Annotated in this window: 3 rRNA genes; all 3 read right to left on the bottom strand. The window is 55.3% G+C overall.

The features are described 5' to 3' along the window. Position 1: 1 nt before the first annotated feature. Positions 2-119: ribosomal RNA gene (gene rrf / locus ACYVBN_RS18335) — 5S ribosomal RNA — on the bottom strand. Positions 120-261: 142 nt separating this feature from the next. Then, positions 262-3,392: ribosomal RNA gene (locus ACYVBN_RS18330) — 23S ribosomal RNA — on the bottom strand. Between the two features lie 357 nt (positions 3,393-3,749). After that, a 16S ribosomal RNA gene (locus tag ACYVBN_RS18325) occupies positions 3,750-5,273 on the bottom strand. Together the 16S, 23S and 5S rRNA genes form the textbook arrangement of a ribosomal RNA operon. Positions 5,274-5,387 lie beyond the last annotated feature (114 nt).

Below are 5,387 nucleotides of genomic sequence, written 5' to 3'. Positions count from 1 at the left end.
TGTTCGGCGGTGTCCTACTCTCCCACACCCTACCGAGTGCAGTACCATCGGCGCTGAAGGGCTTAGCTTCCGGGTTCGGGATGTGACCGGGCGTTTCCCACTTCGCTATAACCGCCGTAACCCTGTGAAACAAGGTCACTCATATTCACTTAACCCACCCACACCACACAACCTGTGCGTGGGGGTGTGCCACCGATATGGGTGTTGTTTCAGAATCGTATAGTGGACGCAAAACACTTCACAACATTCAAGAAAAAGTGTTGAGGTAAGTTATCGGCTTATTAGTACCGGTCAGCTCCACACATTACTGTGCTTCCACATCCGGCCTATCAACCCAGTAGTCTAGCTGGGAGCCTCACCACGGTCGAACCGTGTTGGAAACCTCATCTTGAAGCGTGCTTCCCGCTTAGATGCTTTCAGCGGTTATCACTTCCGAACGTAGCTAATCAGCGGTGCTCTTGGCAGAACAACTGACACACCAGTGGTTCGTCCATCCCGGTCCTCTCGTACTAGGGACAGGTCTTCTCAAGTTTCCTACGCGCGCAGCGGATAGGGACCGAACTGTCTCACGACGTTCTAAACCCAGCTCGCGTACCGCTTTAATGGGCGAACAGCCCAACCCTTGGGACCTACTCCAGCCCCAGGATGCGACGAGCCGACATCGAGGTGCCAAACCATGCCGTCGATATGAGCTCTTGGGCAAGATCAGCCTGTTATCCCCGGGGTACCTTTTATCCGTTGAGCGACGGCGCTTCCACAAGCCACCGTCGGGTCACTAGTCCCGACTTTCGTCTCTGCTCGACATGTCTGTCTCACAGTCAAGCTCCCTTGTGCACTTACACTCGAAACCTGATTACCAACCAGGCTGAGGGAACCTTTGGGCGCCTCCGTTACCCTTTGGGAGGCAACCGCCCCAGTTAAACTACCCACCAGGCACTGTCCCTGAACCAGATCATGGTCCGAAGTTAGGAGCCCAGAACGACCAGAGTGGTATTTCAACAATGACTCCACACACGCTGGCGCGTGCGCTTCACAGTCTCCCACCTATCCTACACAAGCCGCACCGAACACCAATACCAAGCTGTAGTAAAGGTCCCGGGGTCTTTCCGTCCTGCTGCGCGTAACGAGCATCTTTACTCGTAATGCAATTTCGCCGAGTTCGTGGTTGAGACAGTGGAGAAGTCGTTACGCCATTCGTGCAGGTCGGAACTTACCCGACAAGGAATTTCGCTACCTTAGGATGGTTATAGTTACCACCGCCGTTTACTGGCGCTTAAGTTCTCAGCTTCACACACAAAGTGTTAACCGGTCCCCTTAACGTTCCAGCACCGGGCAGGCGTCAGTCCGTATACCTCGAATTACTTCTTCGCACGGACCTGTGTTTTTAGTAAACAGTCGCTTCTCCCTGGTCTCTGCGGCCCCCACCCCTAGAGAGCACGTCTCTTCAGAGCGGTGGGCCCCCCTTCTCCCGAAGTTACGGGGGCATTTTGCCGAATTCCTTAACCACGATTCACTCGATCGCCTTAGTATTCTCTACCTAACCACCTGAGTCGGTTTAGGGTACGGGCGGCTCGAACCTCGCTAGAAGTTTTTCTCGGCAGCATAGGATCACCCTACTTCCCACATTACGTGGTCACCATCACGCCTCACCCTGCATGACCACCGGATTTACCTAGTGATCGGGTCGCACGCTTGGACGGGGACAACCATCGCCCCGCGGAGGCTACCTTCCTGCGTCACTCCATCGCTTACCTACTACAAGATCGGGTCCCACGCTCCCCACACACGCATCACCCCGAAGGGATCAGACACGGCGGTTCGGGTGGTTAGCATCCCCTGATTCGATATGGGCGGTCCTTCGCCGGTTCCGGAATATCAACCGGATGTCCATCGACTACGCCTGTCGGCCTCGCCTTAGGTCCCGACTTACCCAGGGCAGATTAGCTTGACCCTGGAACCCTTGGTTATTCGGCGGACGGGTTTCTCACCCGTCATTCGCTACTCATGCCTGCATTCTCACTCGTGTCACCTCCACCCCTGGTTCACACCGGAACTTCACCGGTGACACGACGCTCCCCTACCCAACCACACCCCTGAACACCGCCCAAAAGACGATCCTAGGGACCTGTGTGATTGCCACAGCTTCGGTGGTGTGCTTGAGCCCCGCTACATTGTCGGCGCGGAATCACTTGACCAGTGAGCTATTACGCACTCTTTAAAGGGTGGCTGCTTCTAAGCCAACCTCCTGGTTGTCACAGCAACTCCACATCCTTTTCCACTTAGCACACGCTTAGGGACCTTAGCTGGTGATCTGGGCTGTTTCCCTCTCGACTACGAAGCTTATCCCCCGCAGTCTCACTGCCACGCTTACACTTACCGGCATTCGGAGTTTGGCTGACGTCAGTAACCTGGTGAGGCCCATCAGCCATCCAGTAGCTCTACCTCCGGCAAGAAACACGCAACGCTGCACCTAAATGCATTTCGGGGAGAACCAGCTATCACGGAGTTTGATTGGCCTTTCACCCCTACCCACAGCTCATCCCCTCCATTTTCAACTGAAGTGGGTTCGGTCCTCCACGACGTCTTACCGTCGCTTCAACCTGGCCATGGGTAGATCACTCCGCTTCGGGTCTAGACCCAGCGACTCTGAACGCCCTCTTCGGACTCGCTTTCGCTACGGCTACCCCACACGGGTTAACCTCGCCACTGAGCACTAACTCGCAGGCTCATTCTTCAAAAGGCACGCCATCACCAGCCCACAGGCCGGCTCTGACGGATTGTAAGCGCATGGTTTCAGGTACTATTTCACTCCCCTCCCGGGGTACTTTTCACCTTTCCCTCACGGTACTAGTCCGCTATCGGTCATCAGGGAATATTTAGGCTTACCAGGTGGTCCTGGCAGATTCACACGAGATTCCTCGAGCCCCGTGCTACTTGGGTACAACATCAAACGCCGTGCCACGCATTTCGCCTACGGGACTCCCACCCTCTACGGTTCAGCACTCACCACTGATTCGACTACACGCACACCATCACGCCACCACACTGTCAGATGCGATACGACGAAAACCCACAACCCCACGACTGCAACCCCTGACAGGTATCACACAACCATGGTTTAGCCTGATCCGCTTTCGCTCGCCACTACTCACGGAATCACTCTTGTTTTCTCTTCCTGTGGGTACTGAGATGTTTCACTTCCCCACGTTCCCTCCACGCACCCTATGAATTCAGGTACGGGTCACACCACATAACTGGTGCGGGGTTCCCCCATTCGGAAACCCTCGGATCACAGCCCGTTTATCGGCTCCCCGAGGCTTATCGCAGATTACTACGTCCTTCATCGGTTCCTGATGCCAAGGCATCCACCATGCGCCCTTAAAAACTTACACAAAAAACCAGAAAATTCTTAAAGCCACAAAGATGCTCGCGTCCACTATACAATTCTCAAACAACACACCAACACCACCACAACAAACCCACAACAGACCTGTCATGACGGGCAGCACCAAGAAAACAACCACCACACGGACAACACCGCCTGGCAACAGTCATTTCCTCAGGACCCAACAACGTGCCGACACCCCACACACCCACACCGAACCAACATTTCCCCAACACCACCCCAAAGAGCAGTGCTCGTACTCCGCCGGCCCAACACACGATGTGCCAAGCATTCTGATTGATGATCCACCCATGAGCCACCCCGACCGCACACTCGGCGATCGACGGGTGTTAACGCTCCTTAGAAAGGAGGTGATCCAGCCGCACCTTCCGGTACGGCTACCTTGTTACGACTTAGTCCCAATCGCCAATCCCACCTTCGACGGCTCCCCCCACAAGGGTTGGGCCACCGGCTTCGGGTGTTACCGACTTTCGTGACTTGACGGGCGGTGTGTACAAGGCCCGGGAACGTATTCACCGCAGCGTTGCTGATCTGCGATTACTAGCGACTCCAACTTCATGGGGTCGAGTTGCAGACCCCAATCCGAACTGAGACCAGTTTTAAGGGATTCGCTCCACCTCACGGCATCGCAACCCTCTGTACCAGCCATTGTAGCATGCGTGAAGCCCAAGACATAAGGGGCATGATGATTTGACGTCATCCCCACCTTCCTCCGAGTTGACCCCGGCAGTCTCCCATGAGTCCCCGGCACTACCCGCTGGCAACATGGAACGAGGGTTGCGCTCGTTGCGGGACTTAACCCAACATCTCACGACACGAGCTGACGACAACCATGCACCACCTGTACACCAGCCCGAAGGAACCACCATCTCTGGCAGCGTCCGGTGTATGTCAAGCCTTGGTAAGGTTCTTCGCGTTGCATCGAATTAATCCGCATGCTCCGCCGCTTGTGCGGGCCCCCGTCAATTCCTTTGAGTTTTAGCCTTGCGGCCGTACTCCCCAGGCGGGGCGCTTAATGCGTTAGCTACGGCACGGAACTCGTGGAATGAGTCCCACACCTAGCGCCCAACGTTTACGGCATGGACTACCAGGGTATCTAATCCTGTTCGCTCCCCATGCTTTCGCTTCTCAGCGTCAGTAGTGGCCCAGAGACCTGCCTTCGCCATCGGTGTTCCTCCTGATATCTGCGCATTTCACCGCTACACCAGGAATTCCAGTCTCCCCTACCACACTCTAGCCTGCCCGTACCCACCGCAGACCCAGGGTTAAGCCCTGGGCTTTCACGGCAGACGCGACAAACCGCCTACAAGCTCTTTACGCCCAATAATTCCGGACAACGCTCGCACCCTACGTATTACCGCGGCTGCTGGCACGTAGTCAGCCGGTGCTTCTTCTGCAGGTACCGTCACCAAAGCTTCGTCCCTGCTGAAAGGAGTTTACAACCCGAAGGCCGTCATCCCCCACGCGGCGTCGCTGCATCAGGCTTCCGCCCATTGTGCAATATTCCCCACTGCTGCCTCCCGTAGGAGTCTGGGCCGTGTCTCAGTCCCAGTGTGGCCGGTCACCCTCTCAGGCCGGCTACCCGTCAAAGCCATGGTAGGCCACTACCCCACCATCAAGCTGATAGGCCGCGAGTCCATCCTCCACCACAAAAGCTTTCCACCACCCACCATGCGACAGGAAGTGAAATATTCGGTATTAGACCCCGTTTCCAAGGCTTATCCCAAAGTGAAGGGCAGGTTACTCACGTGTTACTCACCCGTTCGCCACTAATCCAAACCAGCAAGCTGGTCCATCATCGTTCGACTTGCATGTGTTAAGCACGCCGCCAGCGTTCGTCCTGAGCCAGGATCAAACTCTCCAAAAAAGAATCCAAAACTGGCAAAAATCGATCAAGAGCAAAAATGCTACAAAAACGATCAAACCAACAAACAATTGGCATCAATCATTCGACACGCTGTTGAGTTCTCAAAAAACGACC

Source organism: Flexivirga lutea (assembly GCF_054778955.1).
Note: the sequence above shows the minus strand (reverse complement) of the source record. Positions and strands in the feature narration are given on the sequence as shown.